Raw genomic sequence first — 16,324 nt, forward strand, 5'->3', positions numbered from 1 at the left:
TACAACATCACATGACCCGATGGCGCAAGGCCGGCAGCGACTGGCGCACGGACGCCAGGCGGACGGCATCCAGCACCCCCGCAGCAATGCCTGGGCCTTCGGGCAAACGGCTGATCACATCCCCCCAGGGATCGATCAGCATTGAATGTCCCCACGTGCGGCGCCCATTTTCATGCACGCCGCCCTGAGCGCTGGCCAACACGTAGCACTGATTCTCGATCGCACGCGCGCGCAGCAGCACTTCCCAGTGTACAGAACCGGTGGTGTACGTGAAAGCGGCAGGCAGCACCATCAAGCGCACATCCCCCTGCGATCGGAAAAATTCCGGGAACCGCAGGTCATAGCAAATACCCAGGGCCACTCGCCCGAACGGGATGTCAAATACCTGAGGCTGCTCATCGCCGGGCCGGATGGCAATCGACTCATCGTAGGATTCCTCGCCCTTTTGAAAACCGAACAAATGAATCTTGTCGTAACGAGCGCATAAATCGCCTTGGGGGCCGTAGACCAGGCAGGCATTGTAAATACGATGCGCATCCGGGCTATGCAAAGGCAAGGTTCCGCCCACCAGCCAGATCCCATGTTGTTTGGCCTGCTGCGCCAGAAAATCCTGAATAGGACCGTCGCCGGGTGTTTCCGCCAACGCCAATTTATCCTGATCACGCTGCCCCATGAAACAAAAATATTCTGGCAGCGCAATCAGACGAGCGCCGCCCTGGGCCGCTTGGGCAATCCAATGCGCAGCCTGCTGCAGATTATCCTGGACGCCCAATCCGGAAACCATCTGCACCGCGGCAACTGAAAGAGAAATATCCTGCATATTCAATGAACCCCGACGATTGCAATGCTTGATTCAATACTTGATACATAATCCATGATGATTTATCTTGCACAAACAGATCAAAATCCGATTAAAATCCCTAAAGCCCTGGATAGAGGAATTCAGCCATCTCCGGATACGGAATTCCTTGATTATCGGCCAGGCCTGAATCCCTACCCTCGGAGCATCGAATGGCCCGCACCAGTTACGCCTCACAAAAAACCCGGCTGGAAAAAGAAAAAGCCAAAATCGAAAAACAACTGCAAACCCTGCAAGCCAAACAGCGCAAACCGGTCATCACCTCTATTGTCCGGTCAATGCGTGATTATGGCATCACTCCAGAAGAAATCATCGCCGTCTTTGACCGCAAATCTACTGGTCGCAGCACGGCAGCCCCCCGCAAAGCGGCCTCCGGCGCCAAGCGCGTGATTCCGCCGAAATATCGCCACCCCGACACCAAAGCCGAATGGACAGGTCGCGGCAAACCCCCGCGCTGGGTCTCCGACGCCGAAGCCGCCGGCACCCCACGCACGGCATTCCTGATCGATCAGGCATCCGCCTGACCCGTTTTGCGGCGGTGCGCTATTCCAAGGGGTAGCGCACCTGCACCACCTGGCCATTGCGACCGGGAAAACGGTCAAACAGTGCGCGGGCCAAATACGGCATAGCCGCATTCAACTGCGCATCCCGTCCTGTCGTGACGGCTGTCGCTCGATAGACCTCACGGCCCTGCTGGGTCTGATCATCGATTCGCACGGACAGATACAAGCGGCTGACGACGACCGGCACGGTTTCAATCACAGGCCCCGGCCCCCATGCCCCCCAGGCATCGCCGTAGTAGCCAAACCCAGGGCCTGGAAATCCGCCATAAAAATACGGATCCACCATACGCTGACGCCATTCCTGTTCCTGGCGGGTGCCATAGTCCATATGCACGATGAACCGCGCCTGCGCCAGGGATTGCGCTTCGACCAGACCAGTGGGCCCCAGGGCTGCCCGCACCGTATCGGCAAACGACTGGAATTGCAGATTATTGTGCTGAGCCGCATCGGGCTGAATCCAATAATGGGCGCCCTGTGTCTGACCCGGCCACTGCTGATAGCGCGTCACCTGCGCCGAAAAGACACTCGCGCAGCCGCTCAAGGCCATCACCGCGACCACCAGCCCCCATCGGAAGCCAGCCAGACACACCCGCACCGATACCCGTTTCATCACACCCTGCACCTGCACACATAACGACTTCATCATAGACGCAGCCTGCGCCGGGCGGAAGCGGGTCGTTGCACTACGACACAAGCCGTTCCCGACAGCCGCATGCCCGCCGGAACACATCCAGCCGACTACAATGATGCCTTGATGAAGGCTTCAGGGAACCACCATGCGCACCGATATTGCTCAGACGATCTACCGTCAGGACTACACTCCGTTTCCCTATCGCCTGTCTCAGGTCAGACTGGAATTCGATCTGGATGCCGACGCCACGCAAGTCCATTCCACCCTGTATTTCGAATCCGGGCCGCACACGTCGCCCGACGCCCCGCTGACGCTGCAAGGCGAAGATCTCGAGCTGATCGACATCCGCCTCGACGGCAATCCTCTGGGCGCGGCGGACTACCGGCTGGACGAATCCACGCTGCAATTGACGCCGCCCGCTCACGGCAAACCCTTCATCGTCGACATCGTCAGCCGATGCCACCCGGCGCAAAACACCACTCTGATGGGACTCTATGTCTCGGGCGACAAACTGTTCACCCAGTGCGAGGCCCAGGGCTTTCGACGCATTACCTGGTTTCCCGACCGCCCCGACGTCATGGCCTGCTATGACGTCGTTCTGCGCGCCGATCCGGCGCGCTACCCCACGCTGTTGTCCAATGGCAACCTGATCGAACAGACCACGCTGGCCGACGGGCGCTTGCAGACCTTGTGGCGCGATCCGCACCCCAAACCCTGCTATCTCTTCGCCCTGGTGGCGGGGGATTTCGATTGCCTGGAACGCACGGAAATCACACGCAGCGGACGATCCGTGCTGCTGCAGATCTACAGCGACCGGGGTGGCCTCGAACAGACCCGCTGGGCGCTGGACTGCCTGGCGCACGCCCTGCACTGGGACGAACGCCGCTTCGGCCTGGAACTCGATCTGGACCGCTTCATGGTCGTCGCCGCCCGGGATTTCAATATGGGTGCGATGGAAAACAAGGGACTGAACGTCTTCAACGCCGCCTATGTGCTGGCTGACCCGGCCAGCGCCACCGACGGGGCCTACCGCCACATCGAAGCCGTCATCGGTCACGAATATTTCCACAACTGGACCGGCAATCGCGTCACCTGCCGCGACTGGTTCCAGCTGTCCCTGAAAGAAGGCCTGACGGTCTTTCGTGAGCAGGAATTTTCCGCCGACATGCTGGCCCAGGGCCTGCCTGCACAAGAAGCCGCCAGCGCGCGCGCCGTCAAACGCATTGACGACGTGCACCTGCTGCGCATGATGCAGTTCCCCGAAGACGCAGGGCCGATGGCCCACCCCATCCGCCCCGACAGCTACCAGGAAATCGGCAATTTCTACACCGCCACGATCTACGAAAAAGGCGCCGAGGTCATCCGCATGCAGCACACCCTGCTGGGCGAAACCGGCTTTCGGGCGGGGATGGATGAATATTTCCGCCGCCACGACGGCCAGGCCGTCACCTGCGACGATTTCGTCGATGCCATGGAATCCGTCTATAGCCAGCAGCACGCCGGGCAGGATTTCCGCCTCTTTCGCCGCTGGTACGAACAGGCCGGCACACCACGCGTGCAAGTCGAACAACGCTACGATTCCGCCACGCGCCAACTGCATCTGACATTCAGCCAGCATTGCGCCCCGGTCGGCCTGGAAACCCGCCAGCAACCGGTGGCCGATAAACCCCCGCTGCACATCCCCATGGCGATTGGCCTGCTCAGTCGGGACGGCCAGCCGCTGCCGATCACCCACGACGGCCAGTCGCAGGATACGCTGGTGCTCGAGCTGCGCCAGGCCAGTCAATCCTGGACGCTGGACAATATCCCCCACCCCCCGGTCCTGTCGCTGCTGCGCGGCTACTCGGCTCCCGTCATCATCGACACGGAACGCCCCGCCGACGACCTGGCCCTGCTGGCTCGCTGCGACCCGGACCCCTTCGCGCGCTGGGACGCCACTCAGGAAACCGCCTTGCGACACCTGCTGGCCGGCATCCATGCGTGGCAAACGCAGGTGCCCGCCCCCGATGCGGCGCCCTTGCTGGCGCTCTGGCAGGCCGCGCTGCAAGACGACACCCTGTCGCCCGCTTACCGCGCCCGACTCCTGACCCTGCCGGCGCTGCGCGAACTGATCGAACGCAGCACCCCGATGGATCCGCAGGCCGCCGTGGCCGTCTGGACCGCCGCCCAAGCCGCCTTGGGTCAGGGCTTGGCCGCCTCGTGGCGGGCGCTATACGATGCGCAGGCCGACGACGGCAGCCCGTATTCCCCTGACCCCGTCGCCGCCGGTCGCCGCAGTCTGCGCAATCTGGCGCTCAACTACCTGCTGGCAGGCAGGGAAGCTCAGGCCATCCAGAGCGCCCGCGATCAATACGCCCAGGCCCGCAACATGACGGAAAACCTGGGGGCGCTCAGCGCCTTGCTGCAGCATGCGCCCCGGGACTGCACCGATTTGCTGCAGGACTTCCATACCCGCTGGCAGCACGATCCGCTGGTGCTGGACAGCTGGTTCAGCGTACAAGCCAGCGCTCCGTCTGCATCGGTTGCCCAGATCCGGGCGCTCATGGCCCTGCCCGACTTCACCCTGCGCACGCCCAATCGCGCCCGCGCCGTGATTTTCCGTTTCGTCATGGATAATCCGGCCAATCTGCATACACCGGAAGGCTACGACTTCTGGGTCGAACAGGTGCTGGCCTTAAACGAACTCAACCCCGAAGTCGCCGCGCGCCTGGCGCGCGCGTTCGACAACTGGGCGCGCTTTGAACCCGCCTGCCGCAGCGGCATGCAGGCGGCCTTGCAACGTGTCCTGTCGGCCCCCCGCCTGTCACGCAACGTGCACGAAATCATTTCCAAGGCGCTGGCATCTTGACGCCGTCGTCCGCATCCATTTCATTTTTCCAATGGGGAATACTTTGAAATTCAAAACACTGACCCAGTATCTGGTCGAACAGCAAAGAGAACACAAGGCGGTCTCGCCCGACGTCCGACTGCTGATCGAAACGGTCTCGCGGGCCTGCAAGGCCATCGGCCACACTGTCAGCAAGGGCGCCTTGGGCGGCGTGCTGGGCAGCCAGGGCACGGAAAACGTCCAGGGCGAAATTCAAAAGAAACTCGACGTCCTGTCCAACGAGATCCTGCTCGAAGCCAACGAATGGGGCGGCAATCTGGCCGCCATGGCATCCGAGGAAATGCAGACCATCCACCGCATTCCCACTCAGTACCCGAAAGGCCAGAACCTGCTGCTGTTCGATCCCCTGGACGGCTCTTCGAACATCGACGTCAACGTCTCGATCGGCACCATTTTTTCCGTCCTGCAGGCGCCCGTCGAAGCCGCCGGCCGCGAAATCACCGAAGCCGACTTCCTGCAGCCCGGCACGCGTCAGGTGGCCGCAGGCTACGCCATTTACGGCCCGCAAACCATGCTGGTGCTGACCGTCGGCGCCGGCGTCATGGGGTTCACACTGGACCGCGAAATGGGGTCCTGGCTGCTGACGCACGAGAATATCCGGCTGCCCGAGGAAACCGCCGAGTTCGCCATCAACATGTCCAATTCCCGCCACTGGGAAGCTCCCGTGCAGCGTTACATCGGCGAATGTCTGCAAGGCGAACCGGGGCCGCTGGGCAAAAACTACAACATGCGCTGGATCGCATCCATGGTGGCCGACGTGCACCGCATCCTGACACGCGGCGGCGTGTTCATGTACCCGCGCGACGCCCGCCCATCCGGGCGCAACGGCAAGCTGCGCCTGATGTACGAAGCCAATCCCATGAGCTTTCTGGTCGAGCAGGCCGGCGGTTGCGCAGTGGACGGCAAGCGGCGCGTGCTCGATATCCAGCCCCAGGCCCTGCATGAACGCGTGGGCGTGATTCTGGGATCAAAGCAGGAAGTCGAGCGCCTGCAGCGTTACCACCTGGACGCCTGACAGCGGATTTAATCCAGGGTCAACACCGTGGCGCCCGTGGTCTGGCGCGCCTTCAAGGCCTCGTGGGCCAGCTTGGCGTCCTTCAGGGCAAAACGCTGGCCAATCACGATGTCCAGCTTGCCGGCCGCCACCAGCTCGAAAATATCGGCGGCGGCGGCTTGCATGGCCTGCGCCGTCGCCGTATAGGACGACACCGTCGGACGCGTCACGTACAGCGAACCCTTGGCCGCCAATTGCCCCAGATTGACACCTTCCACGGCCCCGGATGCATTACCGAAACTGACCATCATGCCGCGCGGCTGCAGGCAATCCAGTGACATGTCCCAGGTCGCCTTGCCCACCCCGTCGTAGACCACCGGCACTTTCTGGCCGCCGGTCAGTTCCAGCACGCGAGCGGGGACGTCTTCGCGTGTGTAATCGATAATTTCCCACGCCCCATAGCGGCGAGCAAGCGCCGCCTTTTCCGGGGACGAAACGGTGCCGATCAGCCGGACCCCCAGGGCGCGCGCCCACTGACAGGCGATCAGGCCAACCCCGCCGGCGGCGGCGTGGAACAGAATGGTTTCATTGCCCTGCAGGCGATACGTCTGACGAAACAGATACTGAACGGTCAGCCCTTTGAGCATCAGCGCCGCCGCCTGTTCGAAACTGACGGCATCCGGGATCGCGACGACTTTGTCGCCCGGCACATTGCGCAAGGTGGCATAGGCGCCGATCGGGCTTTGCCCGTAGGCCACGCGGTCGCCCACCCGCACATGGCTGACATTTTCGCCAACGGCCGCCACGACGCCGGAGGCCTCGAAGCCCAGGCCGTGCGGCAAGGGATGCGGGTACAGGCCCGTGCGACAATAGATGTCGATGAAATTCAGGCCGATGGCCTTTTGGCGGATCTGTACTTCACCGGGGGCAGGCGCGGGGACGTCAATCTGCGCCAGCTGCAGGACTTCCGGCCCGCCATGCTGACTGACTTGAATGATCTGTGCCTTTTCCACCGTCGTATCCTCCGGCCCGCCAGGGGCGCTGCATGACTCATACCCGATCAGACTAGCATGAATTCGCGTCAAGCCCAGCTCGCCATCCATCTGACGGCCATCCTCTTCGGACTGACCGGCATCTTCGGTGAACTCATCCAGGCCAGCGCGACGCTGATCACGGCAGGCCGGGCGCTGTTTGCGACAGCTGCCCTATTGCTGTTCATCCACCATACCGGGCACCGGATCACCCTGCCCTCGAGCGCCGCCTGGATGGCCCTGGGGCTGGCGGGCGCTTTGCTGGCCATCCACTGGACCAGCTTTTTCGTCGCGGTCAAAATCGGCGGCATCGCCATTGCCACCCTGGGCTTCGCCAGCTTCCCGGCGTTCATCACCTTGCTCGAAGGTCTGCTGTTTCATGAACGCACCCAGCCGTCCGAATGGCTGGTCGTCGGCCTGGTCACGCTGGGCCTGGTCCTGGTGACGCCGTCCTTCGATTTTCGCGACCAGGCCACCATCGGCCTGGCCTGGGGCGTTTTGTCGGGTCTGGCCTTCGCGCTATTCACACTGGCCAACCGCAAGGCCGTGAGCCGCATGCCAGGGCGCGAGCTGGCCTGCTGGGAAAACCTGATCGTCGCCGCCCTGACCCTGCCCTGGTGCTTCATGGAATTCACCACTGTGCACCCGCTGGACTGGCTGTGGTTATTCATCCTGGGGGTTTTCTGCACCGCCCTGTCGCATGCCTTGCTGGTCTCCAGCCTGACCCGCCTGAAGGCGCGGACAGCGGGCATCGTGATCGCGCTGGAACCCGTCTACGCGATTCTGTTTGCCGCCATCCTGTTCGCCCAGTACCCGTCCGCCCGCGCCCTGGCCGGCGGCGCCCTGATCATCGGCGCCATCGTCTGGGCCGGCCTGCGCCGGTCAGAGTCCGAGCCGGATGCGCAGGCGCCTGTCGCGCCAAAAGCACCACCAGGGGACTGAAGCGCCCCAAGCGGTTAAAATCATGGATTCCCTGTTTTATCCTAGTTGACACATTATGGCCGGACACAGTAAATGGGCAAACATCCAGCACCGCAAAGGACGTCAAGACGCCAAGCGCGGCAAGCTCTGGACCAAGATCATCCGTGAAATCACCGTCGCCGCCCGCGCGGGCGGCCCCGACCCCGATGCGAATCCCGCTCTGCGCCTGGCCTGGGACAAGGCCACCGCAGCCAATATGCCCAAGGACAACATCCTGCGCGCCATCCAGCGCGGCGCGGGCGGCGGCGATGATGCCAACTACGAAGAAATCCGCTACGAAGGCTACGGCATCGGCGGCGCAGCGCTGATCATCGACTGCATGACGGACAACCGCCAGCGCACAGTCTCGGAAGTCCGCCACACGCTGACCAAGCACGGCGGCAACCTGGGGCAGGACGGCAGCGTGGTGTTCATGTTCAAGCACTGCGGCCAATTCATCTTTGCCCCCGGCACATCCGAAGAACACGTCATGGACGTGGGCCTGGAAAACGGCGCTGACGACGTCCAGACCGACGACGAGGGCGTAATCGAGGTCACCTGCGAACCGGGCCAGTACCCTGCCGTGAAACAGGCCTTCGATGCCGCCGGCCTGACGGCGGAAGTGCATGGCATCGTGATGAAGGCCCTGTCCGAAGTCCAGTTGGCCGGCGAGGATGCCGAGCGCATGCAAAAAATCATTGACCTGCTCGAAGGCCTGGACGACGTGCAGGAAGTCTATACCACCGCCGTCATGGACGACATCGAATGAAACTGCTGGTGATCGGCTCTGGCGGCCGCGAACACGCCCTGGCCTGGCGCCTGGCCCAGTCCCCTCGCGTGCAGAAAATCTATGTTGCGCCGGGCAACGGCGGCACGGCCAATGCCCCGCTGCTGGAGAATCTGCCGCTGCAGGACACCGATGCGCTGATCGCCTTTGCGCGCGACGAGAAAATCGCTTTCACGGTCGTCGGACCGGAAGCCCCGTTGGCCGCCGGCATCGTCGATGCCTTCCGGGCGGCGGGTCAGCGCATTTTCGGCCCGACCCAGGCCGCCGCGCAGCTGGAAAGCTCCAAGGACTACGCCAAGGCCTTCATGCAGCGCCACGGCATCCCGACCGCGGCCTACCAGACCTTCACCGATCCACAGCAGGCCAAGGCCTACATCCAGGAACAAGGCGCCCCGATCGTGATCAAGGCCGACGGGCTGGCTGCGGGCAAAGGCGTGGTCGTGGCCCAGACGCTGGACGAAGCCCTGCAGGCCATCGACCACATGCTGGGGAACGATGGCGCCTTTGGCGCCGCCGGCGCCCGCGTGGTGGTCGAGGAATTCCTGGATGGCGAAGAAGCCAGCTTCATCGTCATGTGCGATGGCCAGCATGTCCTGCCGCTGGCCACCAGCCAGGATCACAAACGCCTGCAAGACGCCGACACCGGCCCGAACACGGGCGGCATGGGGGCCTATTCCCCCGCCCCCCTGGTCTCGCCGGCGCTGCACAACCGCATCATGCGCGAAGTCATCCAGCCGGCCATCCAAGGCATGGCGCACGACGGCATTCCTTACACCGGTTTTCTGTATGCCGGCCTGATGATCGACCAAGGGCCTGACATCAGCCGCCCCCTGAAAGTCCTGGAATTCAATTGCCGCCTGGGCGATCCGGAAACTCAGCCCATCATGCTGCGCGTGAAAAACGACTTCACCGAAACCCTGGAACACGCCGTCAACGGCACCCTGGATCAGGCCGAGATCGAATGGGATCGGCGCACCGCGGTTGGCGTGGTGCTGGCTGCCGCCGGCTACCCCGACCATCCGCGCAAGGGCGACGCCATCACCAGTCTGGCGCCCGATACCGACACCTGCGTCACCTTCCATGCCGGCACAGCCATCCAGGACGGCCAACTGCGCACCAGCGGCGGCCGGGTACTGTGCATCACCGCTCTGGCTGATTCCATCCGTCGCGCCCAACAGGCCGCTTACGATGCCGTCAACCAGACCCTATTCGAGGGCCGCCAGTTTCGTCGGGATATCGGCTGGCGCGCCCTGAACACCAGCAAGCGGCATGACTGACCCCCTGCCTTCCGGAGCCTCCATGCACGTTCCCGTCGATCTCGTCCACGAGACCTTTTCCACCTTGCAGGCGCGCATCGTCAACGCCCTGGAAGACCTGGAAGGCGCACCCTTCGGCCAGGACCCCTGGACCCGTGCCGAAGGCGGGGGCGGCCTGACCCGCTATTGTGAAAACGGCGCAGTGTTCGAACGCGCCGGCGTGCTGTTCAGCCACGTGCGCGGCCACACGCTGCCGCCTTCGGCCAGCGCGCATCGACCGGAACTGGCCGGACGCCCCTGGGAAGCCATGGGCGTGTCCATGGTGCTACATCCCCGCAATCCCTACGTGCCCACCACGCACATGAACGTGCGCCTGTTCGTCGCCCACGGCAGCGGCAGCGAACAAGACGTGTTCTGGTTCGGCGGCGGGCTGGATCTGACCCCCTACTACCCGTTCGAATCCGACGCCCGCCACTTTCACCAGGTCTGCCACGATGCCGTGGCCCCGTTCGGCGAAGACAAATACCCGCGCTACAAGGCGTGGTGCGACGACTATTTTCTGCTGCGTCACCGCCAGGAAACCCGGGGCGTGGGCGGCCTGTTTTTCGACGACCTGAACGCTCCCGATTTCGAGACCTGCTTTGCCCTGACCCAGTCGGTTGGCAACTGTTTCATCCCCGCCTACATTCCCATCGTTCAGGCCCGCTGCCAGACCCCCTACGCTGAACGCGAACGTGACTTCCAAGCCTATCGGCGCGGTCGCTACGTCGAATTCAATCTCGTCTACGATCGCGGCACACTGTTTGGCCTGCAATCGGGGGGCCGGACCGAATCCATTTTGCTGTCCATGCCGCCGATTGCGCAATGGCGCTACGACTGGACGCCGGAACCCGGCTCTGCCGAAGCCGCTCTGGCGGACTATCTGAAACCTCGCGCATGGCTGTGATCCCCCAGGTCGGCCTGCTGGGCGGCAGTTTCGACCCGGTCCACTTGGCGCATATCGCTCTGGCCCGAGCGGCCTGCCAGGCGCTGCAACTGGCTCACGTCGAACTACTGCCCGTCGGCACGCCCTGGCAGCGAGGACGCTTGGGCGCATCCCCCGACCATCGCCTGGCCATGCTCAAACTGGCTTGCGGCGACGACCCCCGGCTGCGCATCAACCCCATCGAACTCCAACGCCCCGGCGCTACCTATACCATCGACACGCTGATGGCCCTGCCCCCCACGGCCCGTTACACCTGGATCCTGGGGTCCGATCAGCTGGCCAATTTCTGTACCTGGCACCGCTGGCGCGATATCCTGCAGTATGTGCGTCTGGCAGTGGCTCAGCGCCCAGGAACCTCGCCGGAACCGCCGGAGGAACTGGCCCAGGCCTTGTCTCCGGGCGGTCTGGCGCACATTCCGTTTCCACCGCTGGACGTGTCCGCTTCCGCCATTCGCGAGACCCTGGCCCAAGGCCTCGCGCCTGAATCGCAACTCGACCCGCTGGTGCTGGGTTACATTCGTACCCATCAGCTCTATCAACGTCCGGCCCCCGCCCAGGACAGCTCTTACACGCCATGAATCTGCAAAAACAGCAACGCCTCATCATCGACGCCCTGGAAGACACCAAAGCCCAGGACATCAAGGTCTTCAACACCACCAGCCTGACGAGTCTGTTCGACCGCATCGTCATCGCCAGCGGGACGTCCAACCGCCAGACGCGCGCCATTGCCAGCCACGTCGCCGAACAGGCCAAGAAAGGCGGTCTCGAAGTCATCGCCTTCGAGGGCGAGGACACCGGCGAATGGCTGCTGATCGACCTGGGCGACATCGTCGTGCACTGCATGCAACCGGCCATCCGCAGCTATTACAACCTAGAGGAAATCTGGGGCGCCAAGCCTGTGCGCGTCAAGCTGCTGCCGACCGGCCCCGCCCAGGCATCGGGTTTCGACGACGACTTCCCCGAGGAATGAAACTGCGTGTCTACGCGGTGGGCACCCGCATGCCCGCCTGGGTGCAGGACGCCTGGCAGGACTACGCCAAGCGCATGCCCAGGGACTGCGCCATCGAACTGCACGAAATCCGGCCCGAGCCGCGCACACAGGGAAAAACCACTGCCCAGCTGATGCAGGCCGAGGCCCAGCGCATCGAGGCCGCCGTGCACGAACCCGCATGGCGCGTCATTTTGGACGAGCACGGGCGCGACCTCAGCACCCGTGACCTGGCCGGCCACCTGGAAGCCTGGCGAGCCGGGGGCCAAGATATCGCCTTGATCATCGGCGGGCCCGACGGACTGGACCCGACGCTGAAACAATCCGCCAGACAGACGCTGCGCCTGTCCTCGCTGACTTTGCCCCACCCGCTGGTCCGGGTTCTACTGGCCGAACAACTATACCGAGCCTGGAGCATCCTATCCGGGCACCCCTACCACCGCGATTAAGGACACCCCATGACCGCTCGTCGCCGCACTAAAATTGTCGCTACTCTGGGTCCGGCCACTTCCAGCCCGGAACGCATTGAGGCATTGATTCAAGCCGGCCTGGATGTCGCCCGGTTGAATTTTTCACATGGCACGGCGCAAGACCACCGGGAACGCGTCCGCCTGGTGCGCGAGATTGCCGCTCGACTGGATCGCCATGTCGCCATCATGGGCGACTTGCAAGGCCCCAAGATCCGTATCGCCCGCTTTCGCGACGGCCCCATCGAATTGCGCCCGGGCGATCCGTTCACCTTGTCCATCCACCATCCGGTGGATGCCGGCACAGCCAGCATCGTCGGCATCGAATACCCGCCGCTGGTCCAGGATTGCTCTCCCGGCGATGAACTGCTGCTGGACGACGGACGCGTCATCCTGCAGGTCACCTCGGTCGAGAACGAGGCCGTCCACACCACCGTCACAGTAGGCGGGCCGCTGTCCAACAACAAGGGGATCAACCGGCGCGGCGGCGGCATTTCGGCCCCTAGCCTGACCGATAAAGACCACCAGGACATCCGCCTGGCCGCCGAGCTCGAGCTGGACTACGTGGCCGTGTCGTTTCCCCGTTCCGGGACGGATATGGAACAGGCCCGACGCCTGGTCCGCGAAGCCGGCAGCGCCGCCTGGATCATCGCCAAGATCGAACGCGCCGAAGCCGTGGCGGATGATGCAGCCATGGACGACCTGATCCGCGCCAGCGACGGCGTCATGGTCGCCCGCGGCGACCTGGGCGTGGAAATCGGCGATGCCCGCCTGGTCGGCATCCAGAAACGCATCATCCAGCACGCCCGTACGCTGAACAAGATCGTGATCACGGCCACCCAGATGATGGAATCCATGATCGCCAGCCCCATTCCTACCCGCGCGGAAGTGTCGGACGTCGCCAACGCGGTGCTGGACTACACCGACGCGGTGATGCTGTCGGCGGAATCGGCTTCCGGGCAATATCCGGTGGAAGCCGTGCAGGCCATGGCGCGCATCTGCCTGGGAGCAGAACAAGAACCCACCAGCATCCGCTCGCATCACCGCCTGAACGAGACCTTCAGCCGTTGCGATGAAACCATCGCGCTGGCCAGCATGTATGCAGCCAATCACTTCCCCGGCGTCAAGGCCATCATCAGCCTGACCGAAAGCGGCCACACGCCGCTGATCATGTCGCGCATCCGCTCCGGCGTGCCCATCTACTGCTATACCCGACATGTGGCGACCCAGCGACGAGCCGCCATGTTCCGGGGGGTGTATACGGTCCCCTTCGACGCGGCCACCCTGCCGCCGGCCGAGGTCAGCGACGCAGCGATCGACATTCTGCGGCAGCGCGGCCTGCTGAAGACCGGCGATTGGATCATCCTGACCAAGGGCGATTTCTACAGCAATAGCGGGGGCACCAACGGCCTGAAGATCCTGCGCGTCGCCTGATGATCCCGGCTTTCGTCCTGCTGGCTTCCGCCAGCCCGCGCCGTCACGACATCCTGAATCAGCTGGGTGTCGTGCATGGAGTTTTGCGCGTGCCGGCCCCGGTGGGCGAGGACGAGCCGCGTCTGCCAGGCGAGGCCCCGGCGGACTATGTCCGGCGTACCGCGCGGGACAAAGCCCGGCAGGCGCTGGCCTGGCTGGCAGCTGATGGGCGGCCCGACGACATCCCCCTGGACTGGCCCCAGGACTGGGCGCAAGCACCGATCCTGTGCGCAGACACCACCGTCATTCTGGACGATGATGTGCTGGGCAAACCCGCGGATGCGCTCCAGGCCGCCGCCATGCTGCGCCGCTTGTCGGGCCGCACCCATCACGTGCATACCGCAGTCGTCCTGGCGGCGCACGGCCATCTGCTCGAAACCTGCCAGATCAGTGAAGTACGTTTCCAACCGCTGGACGATGCCGATATCGAACAGTATTGCGCCACAGGAGAACCCTTTGGCAAGGCCGGCAGCTACGCCATTCAGGGGCGCGCCGCCGCTTTCGTGACGCACCTATCGGGCAGTCACAGCGGCGTCATGGGCCTGCCGGCCCACGACACCATGCATCTGCTGCAACAAGCGTCCGCACTGCCCTCCCGCCGCTGAATCCAGAGGCGGTCCAAAGGGCAAATCCACCACGGGGTTATCCCTTGGTTCTCTCTGACATCCTTGACCCATACAGCGCCTAACTCTAGGATGTTTGCCTAACAACTTGCTGAACATCGCAAGCTCCGGTGATGGCCGTGGCTGCATGCAGGGCCATCGTTGCATACTCGTTGTCTTCCAAAGAGGTATTGCACATGGTTGATCCAGCCGTCAGTTCCACCGCATCGGGCCAAACCGCCTCTGAAATCCGCAGCAGCAACCTGCCGCCTGTCACATACCGGGATCTCCCCGAACCCCTATCCCTCAAAAAAGTCGTCGGCCCCAGCGTCCTGCTGCTGGCCGGATCGATCGGATCCGGGGAATTCGTCCTGTGGCCTTATATTTCCACCCAAACCGGCATGGCGCTGGTCTGGCTGGCCACCATCGGTATCCTGACCCAGTATTTCCTGAACATGGAAATCACCCGCTACACCCTGGCGACGGGCGAGACGGCGGTCACAGGCTTCACACGATTATGGAAACCCTGGAGCTGGCTGTTCATCATCATGGCCGTCATTCCATGGATGTGGCCGGGATGGGCGACCGGCAGTTCCACCGCCCTGACCTATGCCTTCGGCCTGTCCGCAGACGCCGTGATCCCCATCACCATTGCCTCGTTGGTCCTGATCGGCATCATCCTGACGGTCTCTCCCGTGGTCTACAAAACGGTCGAAAAAATCCAGTTCTTCCTGGTCGCCCTGATCGTGATCTTCATGATCTACATTATCTTCGGCCTGCTGACAGGTGAATCCTGGTCGGCGCTGGTATCGGGCTTTACCACCGAAGTCCCCGACATTCCCGCCGCCATCGGCGAACTCCCCATCGCGCTGCTGCTGGGCGCCATCGCTTTTGCCGGCGCCGGCGGCGTCATGAACCTGGCGCAGTCCAACTGGGTCCGCGACAAAGGCATGGGCATGGGGGCGCTGCTGCCCAAGATCGTCTCGCCCATCACCGGAGAAGAAACCACCGGGGCAGCCATCGGCCACTTCTTCCCCCAGGACGAGGCCAATATGAAGCGCTGGCGCGGCTGGTGGCGCGTGGCCGACCGCGAGCAGTTCCTGACTTTCTTCGTGCTGGGCCTGCTGGCGATCATGCTGTTCATGATGCTGGCCTATACCTACCTGGGAGTCGGCGGCGAGGCAAAGAACTTCGATTTCGTGCGCCTGCTGGGTGAAACCTTGAACGACAAGGTCGGTAGCTGGGTCGGGCCAGCCTTCTGGTTCACCGGCGTCGTGGTGCTGCTGTCCACCAACCTGACCGTGCTGGACATGATCGGCCGCATCGTGGCCGACATCGCCAAAAACAACTGGCTGCGCGACAGCAAGGCCTGGTCGGAAAGCCGCCTGTACTTCCTGGTCGTCTGGCTGATGGTCCTCTTTGGCTCAATCATCCTGCTGTCCGGCGTCAGCCAGCCGCTGCTGTTGCTGGTGATCGCCTCGGCGCTGAACGGCCTGGTGATGTTCGTGTATTCGGTGCTGCTGATTCAGTTGAACCGCGGTATGCTGCCCCGCGCCATTGGCCTCAAAGGCGTACGTTTTATCGCCATTTTGTGGGCTGTGGTGTTCTATGGCGGCTTTTCGATCTACCTGCTGATAGACCAGTTCGGAAAACTGTTCTAAGACAGATCTTTTTGGGGCGCTGCGGCGCCTCGCATTATCTTTCCGGACGTCCACAAAAGACAAAGCCCCTGCAGAGTGATCTGCAGGGGCTTTGCGGTATAAAAGCCTGACGATGACCTACTTTCACAGGTGTCCACCCACTATCATCGGCGCGAAGGCGTTTCACTGTCCTGTTCGGGA

Annotated in this window: 16 protein-coding genes; 13 read left to right on the top strand and 3 right to left on the bottom strand. The window is 63.1% G+C overall.

The window, feature by feature from the left end; genetic code table 11:
* Positions 1-7 precede the first annotated feature (7 nt).
* A complete protein-coding gene (locus WBF69_RS06025) occupies positions 8-820 on the bottom strand; it encodes a carbon-nitrogen hydrolase family protein (protein ID WP_424262230.1) in 813 nt (270 codons plus the stop codon).
* Positions 821-1,011: 191 nt separating this feature from the next.
* Here WBF69_RS06025 and WBF69_RS06030 point away from each other — a divergent pair, with 191 nt between their 5' ends.
* A complete protein-coding gene (locus WBF69_RS06030) occupies positions 1,012-1,383 on the top strand; it encodes an H-NS family nucleoid-associated regulatory protein (RefSeq protein WP_424262232.1) in 372 nt (123 codons plus the stop codon).
* Positions 1,384-1,402: 19 nt separating this feature from the next.
* On the opposite strand, the gene WBF69_RS06035 is transcribed toward WBF69_RS06030, so the two are convergent.
* On the bottom strand, positions 1,403-2,068 hold the full coding sequence (locus tag WBF69_RS06035; RefSeq protein WP_424262234.1) for a DUF4136 domain-containing protein: 666 nt from the start codon (positions 2,066-2,068) through the stop codon (positions 1,403-1,405).
* 130 nt (positions 2,069-2,198) lie between these two features.
* Here WBF69_RS06035 and pepN point away from each other — a divergent pair, with 130 nt between their 5' ends.
* Entirely contained in the window at positions 2,199-4,901 is a 2,703-nt protein-coding gene (pepN, locus tag WBF69_RS06040) for an aminopeptidase N (RefSeq protein ID WP_424262236.1), read from the top strand.
* A gap of 43 nt (positions 4,902-4,944) precedes the next feature.
* Positions 4,945-5,955 (top strand): class 1 fructose-bisphosphatase, encoded by a 1,011-nt coding sequence (locus tag WBF69_RS06045; protein ID WP_424262238.1) that lies wholly within the window; start codon positions 4,945-4,947, stop codon positions 5,953-5,955.
* 8 nt (positions 5,956-5,963) lie between these two features.
* Here the strand turns inward: WBF69_RS06045 and WBF69_RS06050 are convergent, their stop codons facing one another.
* On the bottom strand, positions 5,964-6,947 hold the full coding sequence (locus WBF69_RS06050) for a quinone oxidoreductase family protein (protein WP_424262240.1): 984 nt from the start codon (positions 6,945-6,947) through the stop codon (positions 5,964-5,966).
* 57 nt (positions 6,948-7,004) lie between these two features.
* Here WBF69_RS06050 and WBF69_RS06055 point away from each other — a divergent pair, with 57 nt between their 5' ends.
* The 10 genes from WBF69_RS06055 to WBF69_RS06100 all read left to right on the top strand — a co-directional run bounded on the left by WBF69_RS06055 (position 7,005) and on the right by WBF69_RS06100 (position 16,144).
* Positions 7,005-7,907, top strand: coding sequence for a DMT family transporter (locus WBF69_RS06055; RefSeq protein ID WP_424262242.1), 903 nt, complete (start codon positions 7,005-7,007; stop codon positions 7,905-7,907).
* Positions 7,908-7,962: 55 nt separating this feature from the next.
* Positions 7,963-8,694: a YebC/PmpR family DNA-binding transcriptional regulator gene (locus tag WBF69_RS06060; protein WP_424262244.1), complete on the top strand. Its 732-nt coding sequence runs from the start codon at positions 7,963-7,965 to the stop codon at positions 8,692-8,694.
* Positions 8,691-9,989, top strand: a complete 1,299-nt coding sequence (gene purD / locus WBF69_RS06065; protein WP_424262246.1) for a phosphoribosylamine--glycine ligase — start codon at positions 8,691-8,693, stop codon at positions 9,987-9,989. The genes WBF69_RS06060 and purD overlap by 4 nt, the downstream gene beginning before the upstream one ends.
* 22 nt (positions 9,990-10,011) lie before the next feature.
* Positions 10,012-10,914 (top strand): oxygen-dependent coproporphyrinogen oxidase, encoded by a 903-nt coding sequence (gene hemF, locus WBF69_RS06070; RefSeq protein WP_424262248.1) that lies wholly within the window; start codon positions 10,012-10,014, stop codon positions 10,912-10,914.
* Positions 10,914-11,531, top strand: a complete 618-nt coding sequence (gene nadD, locus WBF69_RS06075) for a nicotinate (nicotinamide) nucleotide adenylyltransferase (protein ID WP_424262265.1) — start codon at positions 10,914-10,916, stop codon at positions 11,529-11,531. Before hemF ends, nadD begins: the two co-directional genes overlap by 1 nt.
* Positions 11,528-11,923, top strand: coding sequence for a ribosome silencing factor (gene rsfS, locus WBF69_RS06080; RefSeq protein WP_424262250.1), 396 nt, complete (start codon positions 11,528-11,530; stop codon positions 11,921-11,923). Before nadD ends, rsfS begins: the two co-directional genes overlap by 4 nt.
* Positions 11,920-12,390 (top strand): 23S rRNA (pseudouridine(1915)-N(3))-methyltransferase RlmH, encoded by a 471-nt coding sequence (rlmH, locus tag WBF69_RS06085; protein ID WP_424262252.1) that lies wholly within the window; start codon positions 11,920-11,922, stop codon positions 12,388-12,390. Before rsfS ends, rlmH begins: the two co-directional genes overlap by 4 nt.
* Before the next feature lie 9 nt (positions 12,391-12,399).
* A complete protein-coding gene (gene pyk, locus WBF69_RS06090) occupies positions 12,400-13,842 on the top strand; it encodes a pyruvate kinase (protein WP_424262254.1) in 1,443 nt (480 codons plus the stop codon).
* On the top strand, positions 13,842-14,486 hold the full coding sequence (locus WBF69_RS06095) for a Maf family protein (RefSeq protein ID WP_424262256.1): 645 nt from the start codon (positions 13,842-13,844) through the stop codon (positions 14,484-14,486). The genes pyk and WBF69_RS06095 overlap by 1 nt, the downstream gene beginning before the upstream one ends.
* A 194-nt stretch (positions 14,487-14,680) precedes the next feature.
* Entirely contained in the window at positions 14,681-16,144 is a 1,464-nt protein-coding gene (locus WBF69_RS06100) for an Nramp family divalent metal transporter (RefSeq protein WP_424262258.1), read from the top strand.
* Positions 16,145-16,324 lie beyond the last annotated feature (180 nt).

It is taken from the genome of Castellaniella sp., assembly GCF_049673105.1.
Lineage (GTDB): Bacteria > Pseudomonadota > Gammaproteobacteria > Burkholderiales > Burkholderiaceae_B > Castellaniella.

Coding starts and splice junctions, on each gene's coding strand:
- WBF69_RS06025 (WP_424262230.1), bottom strand. CDS start 820: ATGCAGGATATTTCTCTTTCAGTTGCCGCGGTGCAGATGGTTTCCGGA.
- WBF69_RS06030 (WP_424262232.1), top strand. CDS start 1,012: ATGGCCCGCACCAGTTACGCCTCACAAAAAACCCGGCTGGAAAAAGAA.
- WBF69_RS06035 (WP_424262234.1), bottom strand. CDS start 2,068: ATGATGAAGTCGTTATGTGTGCAGGTGCAGGGTGTGATGAAACGGGTA.
- pepN (WP_424262236.1), top strand. CDS start 2,199: ATGCGCACCGATATTGCTCAGACGATCTACCGTCAGGACTACACTCCG.
- WBF69_RS06055 (WP_424262242.1), top strand. CDS start 7,005: ATGAATTCGCGTCAAGCCCAGCTCGCCATCCATCTGACGGCCATCCTC.
- WBF69_RS06060 (WP_424262244.1), top strand. CDS start 7,963: ATGGCCGGACACAGTAAATGGGCAAACATCCAGCACCGCAAAGGACGT.
- purD (WP_424262246.1), top strand. CDS start 8,691: ATGAAACTGCTGGTGATCGGCTCTGGCGGCCGCGAACACGCCCTGGCC.
- hemF (WP_424262248.1), top strand. CDS start 10,012: ATGCACGTTCCCGTCGATCTCGTCCACGAGACCTTTTCCACCTTGCAG.
- rsfS (WP_424262250.1), top strand. CDS start 11,528: ATGAATCTGCAAAAACAGCAACGCCTCATCATCGACGCCCTGGAAGAC.
- rlmH (WP_424262252.1), top strand. CDS start 11,920: ATGAAACTGCGTGTCTACGCGGTGGGCACCCGCATGCCCGCCTGGGTG.
- pyk (WP_424262254.1), top strand. CDS start 12,400: ATGACCGCTCGTCGCCGCACTAAAATTGTCGCTACTCTGGGTCCGGCC.
- WBF69_RS06095 (WP_424262256.1), top strand. CDS start 13,842: ATGATCCCGGCTTTCGTCCTGCTGGCTTCCGCCAGCCCGCGCCGTCAC.
- WBF69_RS06100 (WP_424262258.1), top strand. CDS start 14,681: ATGGTTGATCCAGCCGTCAGTTCCACCGCATCGGGCCAAACCGCCTCT.